Source organism: Bacteroides sp. 51 (assembly GCF_010500965.1).
Classification (GTDB): domain Bacteria; phylum Bacteroidota; class Bacteroidia; order Bacteroidales; family Bacteroidaceae; genus Bacteroides.
In genome coordinates, this window is the sequence record NZ_QVMI01000031.1 from 36,655 (window position 1) to 52,988 (window position 16,334).

The following is a 16,334-nucleotide window of genomic DNA, read 5'->3' on the forward strand; positions in this document are numbered from 1 at the left end:
ATCGTAAATCTAATAGATTTCTACCTCATCCACATACATATCCGAAGGAATAATATCTTCGGGTGTATCTTTCCGGCAGTCGATGCCGTTTCTTATTGTACCTCCGCTTTTTAGTTTTAGTCTTACGTAGGTAGCTTCAACCGGGTTGAAGGACACCTCGTCGGTGAATGCTTTGCGACCTCTTTCGGGGAATTCGCGGGTGAATGATTCTTCGGCTACGGTGGTGAATTCCTGTCCGTCGGCAGATATTTGTACGATGGCTGCACTTGCCGGAAGAATGCGGTATGCCGGGTTGTATAACGTACCGAATACTACCTTACTGATTTGAGTAGGCTTTTCAAGGTTTACGGTGAACTCCAATTCGTTGTTGTTCTGGCTCACTCTGAAACTCGTCCACGGGGTGTAGGATGCCACATCACCGCGTTTGCCGTTGGTTAGTCCGAAGGTTGTTTTGTCCGCTCCCAGTGCATCGTTCTCTCCGAATATGTCGCCTGTGGTCCATCCCATCCGTGGGTTAACGGTGAATGGTTTACCGCTGATCAGGTTGGCGTATAGGCGTTTGGAGGTTACTTTACCTAGTATTTTACCATCTTTAAATGCGGCGGCTTGCAGGTTGATGTCACCCGTCCAGGTGAATGGTGCGGTGTACAGTTCCGATTTGGCGGTCGGAGTGCTTCCGTCGGTGGTGTAGCGTATCTCTGCGTTAGGGTAGAATGATTCCAATACCACTTTCAGTTCGTTGCTTTCGTCTACGTGGGTGTTGATGTTTGCTTCGAAGAAGTTGCGGCAGGCGTGTACGTCCCTCAGTTCCATGCGCTCGTAAGCGTTGACCATCCGTTCGCAGAAACTTTGCCAGTTCTTGTTCTGGTTCTGTGTCCATCCGGTTTCGGCCAGGGCGATGGCCCGTGGGAAGGTTTGGTAATCGCGGCGTTCGTTCGTCTGGATGTATTCGTTCCACAGGTTGCCTTGTACGCCGATGATGTGTTTCTTGATTAGTTCGTCGGCATCGTCCGGTACGGGGTTGTAACTGTAGGTTCTCTTCAATGTGTTGTGACCGCCGATGGTGGTGGGGGCAGTCGATGGTTCTTCCTGGTAATAATCCAGGTAGGCGTACTGATTGGGGGTCATAATGGCGTCATGTCCGGCTTTGGCGGCATTCATTCCGCCCTCTACGCCGCGCCATGACATGACTGTGGCGTTGGGCGCGAGTCCGCCTTCGAGGATCTCGTCCCATCCGATGATTTGCCTTCCTTTACCGTTGATGTATTTCTCCATGCGGGTGATGAAGTAGCTTTGCAGCTTTTCTTCTTTCGTATGTTTAATGCCGTCAATGGGGTTGGGGGTGGTATCGTCTTTAAGGCCGAGCTTCCTGATCAGTCCCTGGCAATGCGCGCAGTTCTTCCATGCCGTTTTAGGGGCTTCGTCGCCACCAACATGGATGTATGGGCTGGGGAAGAGTTCGATCACTTCGTCTATTACCCCTTCCATGAATTGGAATGTTTCTTCTTTCGGGCAGAAGATTTCGGGGAAGATGCCCCAAAGTCCTGTCACTTCGTATCCGCTGGCCGGTTCGCAACCCAGTTCGGGGTAGGAGGCGAGTGCTGCCAGGGCATGGCCCGGCATTTCTATTTCGGGGATGACGTTGACGTATCGTTCGGCGGCGTAGGCTACGATATCTTTGATTTGCTCGTGGGTATAATAGAATGGACCGTATTCCTTTCCGTCAAAAACGTGTGGCCAGTTTACGTAATAGTAATCAACGAGGGTGTGTTTGCGCTTAGCGCCAATCTCGGTGAGCTTGGGGTATTTCTTGATTTCGATTCTCCACCCCTGGTCGTCGGTGAGGTGGAAATGGAAGGTATTCATTTTGTGCATCGCCAGCATGTCGATGTACTTATAGATATACTCTACTGTTGAGAAATGGCGGCATACGTCGAGGTGCATTCCGCGGTATCCGAAGCGTGGGGCATCGGCAATGTCGGCTGCCGGAATGGACCATTCGGCACGTTTCTTGAGCTGGTCGCCGTAGACTTCTACGGGAAGTAGTTGGTAAAGGGTTTGTATGGCGTAGAAGAATCCGTTGGGCTGGGAGGCGGTAATGGTTATGTTTTCAGGGGTAATGGACAGGTCGTATGCCTCTTTTTCCATGCCGTCGATGGTCATAAAGCGGATGGCAGGCCCCTGTGGGTGCTCTTCTTCGGTTGTTGTTAGTGTGATGCCGGAGGTTTGTTTGATGCGTTCGATGAAGGCATCGGCAATGGCTTTCACTTCGGGGGTGGATTGCGCTGTGATGACCTGTACTTTCGGGGTCAACTTAAAGCGCCCTTCGTGTGCAACTAGGGTGTTGGGCTGCGGAATGATTTGGTACTCATTCACGATCTCTTTTGTCTGTTGGCATCCGGGGGAGATGAACATCAGGCACAAAAGAAGGAGATAGATTCCTTGTTTCATGGTTCAAATGTGTGTTAAATTAATAGTGTGGATAGCGACCTATCCTATTTTGCTTATTTTCTTAAGCTTTTCTTCATCTATGATCTTGATTTTGCGTCCGTCGATTGTAATTAACCGTTCGTTGGCAAAGTTGGACAGCGTGCGGATGGCGTTGGAGGTGGTCATGTTCGACAGGTTGGCCAGGTCTTCCCTCGACAGGTAGATGCTCAGCGTGGAGCCGTCTTCTTCGAGTCCGTAGCTTTCCATGAGGAAAAGGAGTGATTCTGCCAGTCGTCCGCGGATGTGTTTTTGGGTGAGGCTGACGGTTCTTTCGTCGGCTATTCCCAGGTCGACAGACAGTTGGCGAATGAAGAACATGGCGATTTCGGGGTTTTGCCGAACCAGTGTCACAACAGCACTCATGGGTACCATGCAGATGATGGAGGGTTCCACGGCTGCGGCTGCGGTAACGTATCCTTCTTTTGCAAAGTAGGCGCGGTATCCGAAATATTCAACGGGTTTAATCATGCGAATGATCTGGCTCCGGCCTCCTACACCGTCTTTGTATATTTTGACTTTCCCGGTCAGAAGACACATAAGGTGTGTTGCGCTATCGCCCTCGCAATAGATGGTTTCGTTCTTTTTGTAATTCTGTAAAGTGAAGTTGCTGGATAAAAACTCTCTCTGCTCCGTGGTAAGCGGAGACCACATGTCGGCAATGTAATCCGATACGACAATGTCCGATAAGTTCATTTTTACCATAAATGCTGCAAAACTGTGTTATAAAGCACAAATATAACAAGAAAAAACGATTTTTTATTGAATTGGAAGAAAAGTTTGCAATAAGGTTACAAACGTTTTACAATGGCTGGTGGTAAGTTTTCGGATGATTTTTAAATTGGAATAATGGCGGAGATGAAACAATAATAGCTTGAAATGTAAGTGAAATTATCAAAAAAGTTTTATTTTCTGTAGTTTGATATCAAATAGTTCTTGTATTTCGTAAAACGCTAACGCGTTGGTTTTTAAATTTTCTTCTTCCAGAAGCGAAAGTGAATAAAAATACGGGATATATTGTGTTAAATGCGAATAAATACCGATAAACCGTTCATCTGCAAGTATCATTCCGGGTTTGAGAAACCGGCATTTCGTTCATAAGAAAGTTTCTCGAGCTTGATATGCTACTTGCATCTGGTGAATATGCCTATTTCATTTGACTGTTTTGGTAGTTTCAGAATGAAAAAGTGAGGGTTTTCGGGTTTTTCTCTTCTGGTTGTGTTGAAAGTTTGAGCGTGTTGTGATTGTTGTTTTGTCTGTATCTGCGTTTGTTTTGTGTCGTGTTGTTAATGCAATCGTTCTGTCTGTGTTGTTTTGATTTGATTGTTGTTTCTTTGCAATCAATTTGTTTTGTGTTTGTGCCGCTGTTTTTGCTTCGGTTTGTGGTGTCGGGCTTATGGGTTGAAACACCCCATTCTGGCGGGTTTTAATTATCATTTTGTTATTTTTGTCGGATTGTTATTTGTGTGCCTGAAAATAGCTTTAACTTATTTTTAGAAAGTAGTCATAGGGAGTTTTTTCTTCCGTTCTGTCTTTATAATCAGAATATGAGAAAAACGTTTTATAATTACTAAACACGAGTAACGATATGAAGAAATTTATTTCCTTCTTCCTATTATTGTCTTTTGTCCTTACGGGATGCGACAATCTTGACCCTGATGATGATGACGACATTATCTGGGATTTTTTGTGCCACAGCATTCCCATGCAAGTGACAGATGCCGACGGGAACAACCTGTTCAGTGCCGAGACTCCCGGCGGCCCGTGGGAGCAACCCCCCTATGTAATATACAAAGATAAAAAGTTCGACCTCTATCAGGGAGATCCGCAATACAAAGACAGGACCCGTGAGCTTCCGCCCAGCTTTTTAGAGCTTTATCTGATGAAGAATACAGAGAATGAATACTATCTTTGTTTCGGCGAATTTTCTCCATCAAGCAACTATTACGGACAACCCTTTACAATATACTGGGGAGACGGGAGCAAGGACGAAATAACCTTCGACCTCTATATCACCTGGAAAAGCAAGCGCGAACCCACCGTACACCATAATATATACCTCAACGGAAAGCCCGTTACCGATACATCCTATATACCTATAATAAAATAAATATGAATGACAAAGAACAACGCATAGAACAAGCCTTGGACAAACTGGCCACCTCCACCCGTTCGCCCCGCGGCGAGTTTTCGATGGAAGCCACGCGTCCATTGCTCGAAAAACGCATCGCGGCACGCCGCCGCACCCGCCTCCTGCGCATGGTTTCTGCTGCCGCTGCCGTGGTAGTCCTTTGCGTCCTGGGCTGGAACACCTATTTATATATGGCTCCCGCCGATATGATTATCGTCTCCACGCTGGCCGAGACGAAAGTCGTTCAGTTGCCCGATGGCACCGAAGTGACGCTGAACCGTTACACTTCGCTGACCTATCCCGACCGTTTTAAAGACCGCAACCGGCAGGTTTCCCTGACGGGAGAAGCCTACTTCGCCGTAACCAAAGACAAAAACCATCCGTTTATCGTGCAGACCGGCGCGGTAGATGTACGCGTGTTGGGAACCGAGTTCAACGTCGAGGCTTACCCCCGCGACGAGCAAATCCGGACCACCCTCTTCGAAGGTTCCGTGGCTATAGATACCCCAGGCGATAACAGCCTCGTCCTTGTGCCCGGCGAACTGGCTGTTTACAATAAAGCATCCAAGCTCCTGAGCAAGTCTGCCGCCCCTAAAACCAACGATGAAATTGCCTGGCGAGACGGTGCATTGATCTTTAGCCACATCTCCCTGAAAGAAATCAGCCGCCAGCTATCCAACGCGTTTAATGTAGAGATCGTCATTGAAGACCAGCAGTTGGAAGAACACCGGCTGACCGGGCGCTTCATTCATGGCGAAACGTTAGACACCATTTTGTCGCTCCTGCAAGATGCCGGCAAATTTGAGATAAAGAGAGAAAACCCAACCTTATACATCCTGTCCAACCCTAAAGAACCCAACGTATGAATTTAACTAAACTTTGGCAAACCGCTTTCATCTGCTGTTTCTGTATCGCAACCTATTCGTGCGACAGTACCGATCCGTACAAAGACGCCCCGCAAACTGTCCGCCTCCTTGGTCTGGAAGCCAGTATCAATATCGACCTCTCCGCCCGGAAAGACTGGCAACTCTTGGTTTATAACCACCCGTATGCCTTCGAAATAGATGGCAACAAACTGTCGGCCACACCGCAAAACCCCTCCAATCCGTATGCCTTTGAGGTCACAGCAAATAATAAAAACGGTCATGCCATTATGACTTTCATTTCCAGAGATTATTTCAAAACCAGAGCCACCGGTTCTCTTCCCGCCAATATCAAAGATCAGAGCACGCCCGAAAAGTTCCTCTCCTGCGATGTCCTGCGGGGGGATTATAGCGGAACGGCAATGGAAAACATCTCGTTTTCCCTCTTTCACGAGAACGCTTTACTGATGTTTAAAACGGTAGATCTGCCTGCCGATGCGGAAGTGTACATACACGAAGAGCATCATCGGCAAATGATAACACCCCTCCGCGATGCCGAAGACCCGGATTCTTACAAAGCTCTTGTGTTTCCGGGCAACTATCTTTACACCCTCCATGTCATCGTCAAAACGGGTGGAAAGGAGTATGAGAAAAGGCTTAAACCAGTGCATGAAACCCGGATGGACATACCTTATCCCAGGGGAATAGGACATAGCGCCATCATTACATTCAATGTGTCGGTTGATGAGAACGATAAGCTTCAGATCAACGACCTGGAAGAGAAGAAGTTTACTAAAGACTGGCCTGCCATTCCTTGACTTATTGTACAATCTAATCCAAACTATTCATGATCCAACCCTGTCCTCACTTTCAGCTTGTCAGGAAATTCTTCCTGACAAGCTGGATGCTCTGGTTCGGCCTTCAACTCTGTGCGCAGCAGCCCCCGAAGAAAATCAGCGTGCAACTCCGCGATGCTACCCTTATCGAGTTTATCCAATTCATCGAACGCACCACCGACTACTCCTTTATATATAACGAAGACGTGACTATCGGCGACAACATAACCTTGAATCTCAACAATAAAACCCTCGAAGAAGTGCTGGACGAAGCCTTTGCCTACCAACCCATAAGTTACAAAATCTCCGGCAAGCACATTCTTCTGCAAAAAGCTAAACCTAAGCCCAAACCCGGAAGCCGCAAATACACCATCAGCGGCTACATCACCGATCGCCAATCGCAAGAAACGCTGATCGGTGCCAACGTATTCGAAACCCGCAGCAGCAACGGAACCACCACCAATGCCTATGGCTTCTACACCATCACGTTGCCCGAAGGAGAAACCCGCATAGGTTTCTCTTATCTGGGTTACGACTCGCAGGTCTGTTCCTTCGCACTGCGCGGCGACACCGTACTCAACATCCGGCTTTCTTCGGATAACCGGCTCGAAGAAGTCCTCATCCTCTCCGACAGGGTGGAAGCCGGACTCATGTCTACCCATACCGGAGCGCTTGACATCCCCCTTAGCCACATCAAAAACACACCAACCATATTGGGCGAGGCCGATGTGATGAAAACCATTCAACTCATGCCCGGTGTGCAGAGTGGGGTAGAAGGATCGGCCGGACTCTACATTCGCGGTGGCAGTCCCGACCAAAACCTGATTCTGTTAGACGGAGCACCCGTTTACAGTGTCGATCACGTTCTGGGGTTCTTCTCCATTTTCACACCCGAAGCCGTTAAGAAAGTAACCCTCTTCAAAGGCTCCTTCCCGGCCCGTTTCGGCGGTCGTCTGTCATCCGTGGTCGATGTACGCACCAACGATGGCGACATGAACACCTATCACGGCACGCTGAGCATTGGCCTGCTCACCTCCAAACTCAACCTCGAAGGCCCCATCATCAAAGGGAAAACCTCGTTCAACGTATCCCTGCGGCGGTCTTATCTCGATCTCGTTACCCGTCCCTTCATGTCGGACGATAATATACTGGGATACTACTTCTACGACATCAACGCCAAGGTGAACCATAAATTCTCCGATAAAAACCGGATATACCTTAGCCTTTACCACGGCAAAGACTTCTTCGACAGCGAGTCTAAAAACGAGTGGGGCGGAAGCGAAAATACCTCTTGGGACAATTACAATATGGACCTTCAATGGGGAAACACCATTGCCTCCTTCCGTTGGAACAACATCATTAATAACAAACTATTCAGCAACACCACCATCTCCTACAATCAGTACAAGATGGCGGCGAATGCCAAATCGGAGTTGCGTTACGGCACATTCGACGAAAAGTACCGCACCAATTACAATTCGGGCATTCGCGACTGGTCGGCACAAATCGACTTTGACTATACGCCCAATCCCCGGCACCACATTAAGTTTGGCGGCAGCTACACCAACCACAGTTTCAAACCCGAAGTGGTCACAACCAAAATATCTACCGTAGACGAAGAATCCAAGCTGGATAGTACCTACAACGCCAATTCAAACAGCCGGATCAAGGCCTGGGAGCTGTCGGCCTATATGGAAGATAATGTAGACCTCACGCCCCGGTTGCGGGCGAATGTCGGACTGCATCTTTCGTCATTCCACGTGCAAGGCAAAAGCTACTTTTCAGTGCAGCCCCGCCTGTCTGCCCGGTACCAGCTGGATAAAGATGTGATTCTCAAAGCCTCCTATTCGCAGATGAATCAGCACATCAACCTGCTCACCTCGGCGCCCATATCCATGCCCACCGATTTGTGGGTTCCAGTGACCAGGAACCTCAAACCCATGCTGTCCCGGCAGTATGCCCTGGGCACTTACTACACCGGCGCGAAAGGGTGGGAATTCTCCGTCGAAGGCTATTATAAAGACATGGACAACATTCTTGAATATAAAGACGCCACCCGTTTCATCGGCAGTTCGGCCAGTTGGGAAGAGAAGGTTGAAATGGGCAAAGGCCGCTCTTTCGGGGTGGAATTCATGGCACAGCGAACCGTAGGCAAGACCACCGGATGGCTCAATTATACCCTGGCCAAGAGCGACCGGAAGTTCGCCAAAGGCGGAATCAACAACGGAGAGCGTTTTCCATACAAATACGACCGCCGGCACCACGTGAACCTGGTTGTCAACCACAAATTCAACGACCGTATCGACGTGAGCGGCTCCTGGTTCTTTGCCTCCGGCGCCACGACAACGATTGCGCGCGAAGTAACCGGCGCCATTCGTCCCCACACCCCGGGCTGGGCCCCGATAGAAACGTCCGATCCCGAAGTCATCAAAGAACAGGAGTACGTAGAACACCGCAATAATTTCCGCCTGCCGCCCAGTCACCGGTTGAACGTCGGAATCAACTTTCACAAGAAAACCAAACACGGCATGCGCACGTGGAACGTTAGCCTGTATAACGTCTATAATGCCATGACCCCAACGTTTGTGCATCGCTCGTACCGCCCCGTAACCATTTATAATGAAGGAGCGAACGAGGTGGTCTACCGCCCTGTGCTCAAAAAGCTCACGCTCTTGCCCTGTATTCCATCCGTAACCTATACATATAAGTTTTAGCCTATGAACAGTAAACCACATATCCTGTTTGTCCCCTGCATCCTGCTGCTGTTGATGCTCATCCACTCTTGTGAGAACGAAATATCTTACAATGGGGGCGAAACGACTCCCAAACTAACCATGAATGCGTTTATCTACGTGGATAGTCTTAAAAATAAACTCTACCTCAGCATGACCGGAGAGACAACCATTCAATCCGTCAGCAACAGCGTGGTAGAAGTCCGCGTGAATGATGAACTGAAAGAAACCCTGAATGCCATCCGCGAAGAGGGCACCCAGTTGCGAACCGTAGAGATTACCACCCGTTTCCAACCGGGCGACGTGGTACGCATAGATGCCTATACCACCGATGGTGAATACCATGCCTGGATACAGGAAACCGTTCCTCACCCGGTAGAAATACAACAAATAGATACCAGCCAGGTGGTTGTGATGCCTAAACCTTTTTATGCTTACGATAAAAGCCTGCGGGTGAAAGTACGTTTCAAAGATGAGGTGGATAAGAAGAATTATTATCGCATTGTACTCGAACAACGCCATCACGTGAAGGGCGGAAGCGCCGGCATGCCCATGTCTGCCGACCTGAAAGATTACACCTACTGGCCGTGGGAGGATATCGCCTTGACGGACGGTCGCCCGGCAACCTCCGAAGAACTGAATGCGGATATTTTCGAACGCGTCACTAACATTTACGGCGTATTCGATGACAGTTGGTTCCAGAACAACGAATACATCCTGAACCTGCAAATACCAATGCGCAACCGCTATTATTCTTCCGAGCTGGGTTTCGTTCCCCAATATCTGGATCTGGACCTGGTTGTCCGGCTGCTGTCCATTACCGAAGCCGAGTTCTATTACCTCACTACGATGAATATGATTGATTCCGATATTCTCGACGATTATATCAACGACCCGGTAAAGATTCCGGGTAATGTGCACGGTGGAAATGGTTTTGTCGGGATTAGTTCGGAAAAGGGGAAGATGATCCGGCTCGTAGACAACGGGGAGATTCAATATGCCGATCCTTACAGGTAACCCCGGATGGCTTCTTTCAGTTTGCCGATAGCTTTCTGCAATTGCGCATCTACCGTTTTTACGCTGATCCCCATTTCTTCGGCCACTTGGGCATAGCTTTTCTTTTCTTCTTTTACGCTGATGAACACTTCCCGGCAACGTTCGGGAAGTGTATCCAGTGCTTTTACATAAACCGCGAAAAGCTCTTCCGAGAGGAGTACCTCTTCGGGAGAGTTGTCTCTTTCCGATGGCTCAGCCTCGTTGCGGGAGAAGTGTGCCCCGCGTCTTTCTTCTTTATCCAGATAGTTCAATGCGGTGTTCTTTACCAGAATAAAGCAATAGTCTTCAATGCCCGAAATCAGGGACAATGCATCCCGCTTCTCCCAGAGTTTCATGAAAGCATCGAGCACAATCTCCTGCGACCATACCTCGTTGTGCGTATAGTAATAAGCAATACGGAAAAAACGGTCGTAGCAGAGGTAGTAAAACTGCCGGAAGATCGTTTCGGTATTGGTATGGGTGAGCTTATTTAGTAGCTTTCTGATTTCACTCTCGCTCATCGTGAAGGAGGTTGATATCTACTTTGATTGTATGGATAACAGTCTTTAGCTCTGGTAAGTAGTTCTTTAGTACATCAAATACAGTTTCTGCATCAATATCAAAATAGTGGTGAGCAATGATATCTCTCATTCCCATTACTCCTTTCCAATCCATTGTTGGATAATTGGGCAATAATTTCTTTTCGGTAATCTTGTCTATATTCTTAATGCTTTCTCCAATGGCAATTAGCAACATACAGGTGCTCTCAAGTCGCTCCATGCCGGCAACAGTCAAGAGGTAATAGCTAGGCGATACTATTTCAGATGAATTAGCCAAAATCCGATCTAATGCAAATTCAATCTTCTCGAGAATCGGAGTCAACAGCTCTTTGTCAAACATATAGCCCTTCTTTTTCTATTCTACCACGGAGAAATGAGTCCATTGTATCGCGCAATCGCACAATGTCAACCTTTGTATTGAAAAGGTTTTGAAGGTCTTCTTTCAGATGTACGAGCTTGAATAAGCTGGGTGAGTCAAGTTCTACACAGATATCAACATCGCTGTCTTCTGTTTGCTCTCCACGGGCAACAGAGCCAAATATTCCCAGTCGTTTTATTCCATATTGACTGGAATGCTTCTCTTTGAACTGTTTGAGTAGTTCAATGTATTCATTGGTAGATCTCATAGTTGTGGCATTTACTACACAAATATAAACAAAAAAAGAAATACTTGTGGTAGGTATTTCTTTTTTTAATATAATTAAGTCTCGCTGCTCTATTTATTAAATAGCAGCTCTCTGTACTTCGGCAATGGCCAGATCTCATCGTCCACCTCCATTTCCAAATGATCAATATGATCGCGGATCATATCCAGATAAGGCCGTACCTGCTCCTCATAAGCATACGCCTTTTCCTGATGGTGCTCCAATTGATTCGCTACCTTGCGTGCTTCCGTCATATCGTGTACCAGCGTTTTGATTGCCGTCACACGGCGCGATATTTCACGCACAAGATCCTTGCGGTCGGCGCTCAGCGTCTCGTACTCTTCCGCCGGGAATATCTCTTTCAGTCCTCTCAGGTTTTCCAATAAACGGTTCTGGTAGCTAACGGCTATCGGCACAATATGGTTGATCGCCAGATCGCCCAATACGCGGCTTTCGATCTGCACTTTCTTGGTATACTTTTCGAATTCCACTTCAAGACGGCTCACCAACTCGCTCTCATTAAAGATATGCTCGCCAATCAACACAGCACGCGATTGTGCATCCGTGTAATGCATCAAGGCCTCCGGAACATGCGAGATATTACTTAACCCGCGACGTGCAGCCTCTTCTTTCCATTCCTCCGAGTAACCATCACCCTCAAAGCGGATAGGTTCAGAAGCTATAATCGTTTCTTTAAGAATGCGGAAGATCGCTTCATCTTTGCCCACACCTTCTTCCATTAACTTATCTACCGACGCCTTGAACTCATTAAGCTGATTAGCCATCGCAGCGTTAATAACAATCATGGCAGCGGCACAGTTAGAAGAAGAACCGGCAGCGCGGAACTCGAAACGGTTTCCGGTAAAAGCAAATGGCGATGTACGGTTGCGGTCGGTATTATCCAATAGAATCTCCGGAATACGTCCGATGCCTAACTTTAAGGTAGTCTTTTCTTCCGGCGTCATCTTGGTATTGCCCACCTGCTTGGCTATTTCGTCCAACATATACGAAAGGTGGCTGCCCAGGAATATCGACAAGATGGAAGGAGGAGCCTCATTCGCTCCCAGACGATGACTATTGCCCGCACTGGCAATAGAAGCGCGTAGCAAATTCTGATTCTTATATACCATCATCAGTACATTCACCAGGAACGTAAGGAAAAGCATGTTGCTTTTGGGATTCTTTCCCGGTGCAAACAAGTTAACACCTGTGCTTGTACACAGCGACCAGTTGTTGTGCTTACCCGATCCGTTTACTCCGCTAAATGGTTTTTCGTGGAATAATACCGCGAAATGATGCTTGCGGGCAATCCGTTTCATGAGGTCCATAACCAACTGGTTGTGGTCGTTGGCCAGGTTGGTGTTCTCGAAGATAGGCGCTAACTCAAACTGGTTAGGCGCCACCTCATTATGGCGGGTTTTTGCCGGGATACCCAGCTTATGGCATTCTATTTCAAGCTCTTTCATGAAAGCCGTTACCCGTGGCGGGATAGAACCAAAATAGTGGTCCTCCAACTGCTGATCCTTGGCAGAAGAGTGCCCCATCAGGGTACGTCCGCTCAGGCAAAGGTCGGGACGGGCATTATAAAGATCCAGGTCGACCAGGAAATACTCCTGTTCCCAACCCAGGTTGGAGTATACACGGGTAATATTCTTGTCGAACAACTGGCAAACGTCAGTTGCGGCTTTGTCTACTGCGGCCAGTGCTTTTAACAAAGGTGTTTTATAATCCAGTGCATCACCTGTATACGATATAAATATGGTAGGGATACAAAGGGTAGTGTCTACCACAAACGCAGGAGAAGATACATCCCATGCCGTATATCCGCGGGCTTCAAACGTATTGCGGATACCTCCGTTAGGGAAAGAAGAAGCATCCGGTTCTTGTTGGATAAGAAGTTTGCCCGAAAAGCGCTCGATCACTTCGTTCGTATCGCTGAATTCAATGAACCCGTCGTGTTTCTCGGCTGTACCATCTGTCAAAGGCTGGAACCAGTGGGTGTAGTGGGTCACATTAAGCGACTTTGCCCAGCTTTTCATCCCGTTGGCTATCAGGTCGGCCATCTCGCGGCTGATGGGAAGCCCTCTTTCTATCGCATCATTAATAGCCTTGAGCGCTTCCTTCGGAAGGTACTCCTGCATTTTCTTTTGGTCGAAAACATGGCTGCCATAATAATCGGATAGTTTGTTGGAAGGAGGGGTGATTTCTAAAGCGGTTCTGTTCGTAAGCTCTTGAAGAGCAAAAAATCTCATCTTTGACATATAAATGCAATATTTATTGGTTGTTGCTGCAAAATTATATGTTTTCTGTGAGAGTACCCCTATATTTTTAGGGGTATTTTCTGAAAATGGTGTGGTTTTTATGTTTTAACCCTAAAATTTAAGGGGTTGTTTTTATTTTATGGGTTGTTTCTATTGGTTGTAGGGGCAGGCCTTATATAACCTTAAATTAGCAACCGAACCCCATCCGCATGGAAGCCTGGCAGCGGCACCTTGCAACAAAAAAAGGTTTATTCTTGTTTATCTGTAGTTAAAACATAATGCATAGCGCAAGCAAACGAATGAAATCTAAATTATTTTTCTTAAGTTTGCTAGAGTAGAATTTGGAGCTTCTTGAAACATACATTATTAGTATATATATTGCTTTTTACCACATGCTCTGTCTTCGCGTCAGAGTTTCAAACGGATACGCTACAGAGAGACTTGCGTAACCGTTCAATATCGGTTGAAACCATCGTAGGAAATGCTATGGATAAAGCGCCTGTGTATGGAAGCATTGTGCGCGATTACCGGGCCGAATTGTACGTCAAAGGCCGGATGTATATCCGGAAGAAAAATGTTCTGGTTCGTTTTGTCCCTTCCTTATTCAGGTTAAAGAAAGGAATAAAAGAATATCTTGTAGAGTCCTGTAGCGACCTTCATTTCACCGCGCCTAATATATACGATCAAAAGGTGAAAGCCGTATATGGAACAGTAGATAGGTATAGGGGAGTAGAAGGAGATGTACTCGATTATTTCCATGTTAACATTTATGCCCCCTTTTTGCTTCACTCCAAGCTACTGTCTCCACTTTCTCCTGGCGGCGAAAAATACTATTCATACAAAATAGACTCCATACTGACCAGGGAAGATAAGCTGGCCTACCGTGTAACCTTTACTCCCAAAAACAAGAGCTACCAGTTGGTGGAAGGCCATATGGTTATTAGTGATGGCGTTTGGAGTGTACGTGAATTACAGTTCTCCGGTCGCTCGGAATATTTGCGGTTTGAAAATCTGATAAGGATGGGTGGCGTTGGGAGTGATGATGAATACTTGCCCCAACAGTATAACCTGAATATGACTTTTGATTATCTGGGCAATACGATTGATGGCAGTTATACGGCAATGTTGGATTATAGTGCAATAGAATTGCAGGAGAATGCTAATGATGATGACGATGAGGGCTTCTTTACCTGGAAGAAAGGTACGAACTATGACCTGACGGAATCTTATAACCTGCAAACTGATACGGCACGTCACTATAGTGATAGCCTGACCTTTAACCAGTTGCGCCCTTGTCCGCTTTCGGAGAACGAATTGCATATCTACGAGAATTATTATTTGAATAAAGATACGTTGCCTGTGAAAAGTCACAAAACTCAGGCACGTCAGTTCTGGGGGCAGATGGGAGATATGCTTATCAGTAATTACACGGTTGATCTTGATCAGATCGGCAGTGTAAAGTGTTCGCCTCTGCTTAATCCATTTCTGGTAAAATATAGCGGACGGGATGGCTTCTCGTATCGGCAGGACTTTAAATATAGCCGTCTGTTCTCGCACGACAGACTATTGCGTATAGCTCCTCGCATCGGTTATAACTTTAAGCACCGGGAATTCTACTGGCGAATAGTGGGCGATTATGATTACTGGCCCCGTAAGCGTGCTTCGTTGCATCTACGTATAGGTAATGGTAACCGCATTTATACCAGTGAGGTGTTGGATGAGATCAAAGAAATGCCGGATACCATCTTCGACTTCAATAGAATACATCTGGATTACTTTAAAGACTTTTATGTAGATCTTCGCCATCGCGTAGAAATCGTAAATGGGTTGACGCTGGATGTGGGTATCTCGACGCATAAAAGAGTAGCAGGAAAAACATCCGACTTTACTCCAATAGACCCATCGCCCGATACGGATGCAGATGAGGACGTAACGGAGAGATTCCGTAATTCCTACACCAGTTTTGCTCCCCGTTTGGTGTTAAGTTGGACACCGGGACAATACTATTATATGAATGGCGAACGAAAAATAAACCTTCACTCAAAGTTTCCAACCTTTTCGGTAGACTGGGAGCGGGGCATAAAAGGCATTTTCGGCAGTACCGGGGTGTATGAACGCCTTGAGTTTGATATGCAACACCGTATCTCGCTGGGGCTGATGCAGACGCTTTATTACCGGGCGGGAATGGGAGCGTTTACCGATCAAGATCAAATGTACTTTGTCGACTTTGTGAACTTCTCCCGCAATAATCTGCCTATGGGCTGGAACGATGAAATAGGTGGTGTATTCCAGGAGCTCGACAGGCGATGGTATAATGCTTCGCGAAAATATATGCGGGCAAACGTAACTTATGAAGCACCATTCCTGGCTATGCCACGACTATTGCGCCGTACCCGTAACGTCCTAAATGAGCGTCTTTATGCCGGTGTCTTGATCATGCCCCACTTAAACCCCTATATTGAACTGGGTTATGGCATCGGAACCCATGTCTTTGATTTCGGCATATTCGTAGGCAGCATAAATTGTAAATATGAAAGCATAGGCTTCAAAGTAACCTTCGAGTTGTTTAACAGGTAAACTACAGCAGCGGCTCACTATCGTCACCATACCTCCCATTGCGTTCGTTATATTTCAGCGCCACCTCTCCTCTGCTTCCCAGATGTTTAAACTTCACCTTTTGTATATGTATGCGCACTACCTTCGCCTGATCATCCCTGTCTACGGTCATTCCAAAATCGCATTTGTTGTAAAATGCAGCCGACCCATTGATGTCATACAACCCCGG

General features: G+C 47.1%; 13 protein-coding genes and 1 pseudogene. 6 read left to right on the forward strand and 8 right to left on the reverse strand.

The features are described 5' to 3' along the window. Positions 1–9: 9 nt before the first annotated feature. From D0T87_RS18925 to D0T87_RS18935, 3 genes are all read right to left on the reverse strand, one after another. Positions 10–2,451, reverse strand: a complete 2,442-nt coding sequence (locus D0T87_RS18925; RefSeq protein ID WP_163176977.1) for a glycoside hydrolase family 20 protein — start codon at positions 2,449–2,451, stop codon at positions 10–12. A 39-nt stretch (positions 2,452–2,490) separates the two neighbouring features. After that, positions 2,491–3,192 carry a Crp/Fnr family transcriptional regulator gene (locus D0T87_RS18930; RefSeq protein ID WP_163176979.1) on the reverse strand — a complete coding sequence of 234 codons (702 nt, stop codon included), beginning with the start codon at positions 3,190–3,192 and terminating at the stop codon, positions 2,491–2,493. 447 nt (positions 3,193–3,639) lie between these two features. Continuing rightward, positions 3,640–3,924, reverse strand: coding sequence for a hypothetical protein (locus D0T87_RS18935; protein WP_163176981.1), 285 nt, complete (start codon positions 3,922–3,924; stop codon positions 3,640–3,642). Positions 3,925–4,075: 151 nt separating this feature from the next. On the opposite strand from D0T87_RS18935, the gene D0T87_RS18940 reads away from it, so the two are divergent. The 5 genes from D0T87_RS18940 (at position 4,076) to D0T87_RS18960 (ending at position 10,066) form a co-directional block, all read left to right on the forward strand. Then, on the forward strand, positions 4,076–4,597 hold the full coding sequence (locus D0T87_RS18940; protein ID WP_163176983.1) for a hypothetical protein: 522 nt from the start codon (positions 4,076–4,078) through the stop codon (positions 4,595–4,597). Between the two features lie 83 nt (positions 4,598–4,680). After that, the gene (locus D0T87_RS18945; RefSeq protein WP_370526926.1) at positions 4,681–5,484 is read left to right on the forward strand and encodes a FecR family protein; all 804 of its coding nucleotides are present in this window, start codon (positions 4,681–4,683) and stop codon (positions 5,482–5,484) included. Next, a complete protein-coding gene (locus D0T87_RS18950) occupies positions 5,481–6,299 on the forward strand; it encodes a hypothetical protein (protein WP_163176987.1) in 819 nt (272 codons plus the stop codon). Before D0T87_RS18945 ends, D0T87_RS18950 begins: the two co-directional genes overlap by 4 nt. A gap of 29 nt (positions 6,300–6,328) precedes the next feature. Further along, positions 6,329–9,031 (forward strand): TonB-dependent receptor, encoded by a 2,703-nt coding sequence (locus D0T87_RS18955; protein WP_163176989.1) that lies wholly within the window; start codon positions 6,329–6,331, stop codon positions 9,029–9,031. A gap of 3 nt (positions 9,032–9,034) precedes the next feature. Next, positions 9,035–10,066: a DUF4249 domain-containing protein gene (locus D0T87_RS18960; RefSeq protein ID WP_163176992.1), complete on the forward strand. Its 1,032-nt coding sequence runs from the start codon at positions 9,035–9,037 to the stop codon at positions 10,064–10,066. Here D0T87_RS18960 and D0T87_RS18965 read toward each other — a convergent pair. The 4 genes from D0T87_RS18965 to D0T87_RS18980 form a co-directional block, all read right to left on the reverse strand. After that, a complete protein-coding gene (locus tag D0T87_RS18965) occupies positions 10,057–10,605 on the reverse strand; it encodes an RNA polymerase sigma-70 factor (RefSeq protein ID WP_163176994.1) in 549 nt (182 codons plus the stop codon). The two genes, D0T87_RS18960 and D0T87_RS18965, sit on opposite strands and share 10 nt — an antisense overlap. Then, positions 10,592–10,984: a DUF86 domain-containing protein gene (locus tag D0T87_RS18970; RefSeq protein WP_163176996.1), complete on the reverse strand. Its 393-nt coding sequence runs from the start codon at positions 10,982–10,984 to the stop codon at positions 10,592–10,594. The genes D0T87_RS18965 and D0T87_RS18970 overlap by 14 nt, the downstream gene beginning before the upstream one ends. Then, entirely contained in the window at positions 10,977–11,270 is a 294-nt protein-coding gene (locus tag D0T87_RS18975; RefSeq protein WP_163176998.1) for a nucleotidyltransferase family protein, read from the reverse strand. Before D0T87_RS18975 ends, D0T87_RS18970 begins: the two co-directional genes overlap by 8 nt. An 89-nt stretch (positions 11,271–11,359) precedes the next feature. After that, positions 11,360–13,549, reverse strand: coding sequence for a glutamine synthetase III (locus D0T87_RS18980; protein WP_163177000.1), 2,190 nt, complete (start codon positions 13,547–13,549; stop codon positions 11,360–11,362). Between the two features lie 351 nt (positions 13,550–13,900). Between D0T87_RS18980 and D0T87_RS18985 the strand changes: the two genes are divergently transcribed. Then, positions 13,901–16,126, forward strand: coding sequence for a DUF5686 family protein (locus tag D0T87_RS18985; protein ID WP_239063768.1), 2,226 nt, complete (start codon positions 13,901–13,903; stop codon positions 16,124–16,126). Between the two features lies 1 nt (position 16,127). On the opposite strand, the pseudogene D0T87_RS18990 reads toward D0T87_RS18985, so the two are convergent. After that, positions 16,128–16,334 (reverse strand): annotated as a pseudogene (locus D0T87_RS18990) (DNA primase); the annotation flags it as partial.